This window comes from uncultured Jannaschia sp., from assembly GCF_947494025.1.
Lineage (GTDB): Bacteria > Pseudomonadota > Alphaproteobacteria > Rhodobacterales > Rhodobacteraceae > Jannaschia.
The window spans coordinates 1-283 of sequence record NZ_CANLTQ010000180.1 but is presented as its reverse complement, the minus strand read 5'-3'; the positions used below and the strand labels follow the sequence as shown (position 1 = coordinate 283).

Here is a 283-nt window from a genome sequence, read left to right as displayed (position 1 = left end):
GGTCAAGGTGCTGTTCAAGATGCCTTTGCGGCAGATTGCGGGCATGGTGGCCAGCCTGCTCCGGCTGGCGGGGCTGGACTGGTCCGTCCCCGACTTCAGCACCCTGTGCCGCAGACAGAAGACCTTGGCAGTGCAGCTCCCCTACCGCCGTGCCGACGGTCCCCTGAACCTCCTGGTGGACAGCACCGGCATCAAGTTCCTCGGCGACGGGGAGTGGCAGACCCGCAAGCATGGGTCTCAGGGCCGACGCCAATGGCGCAAGGTCCACCTGGCAATGGACACC

1 protein-coding gene is annotated in these 283 nt (G+C 66.1%); it reads left to right on the top strand.

What is annotated here, in order from left to right; translation table 11 throughout:
• A partial coding sequence (locus tag Q1B08_RS21855; RefSeq protein ID WP_299823614.1) for a transposase occupies nucleotides 1-283 on the top strand: 283 nt, incomplete at both ends.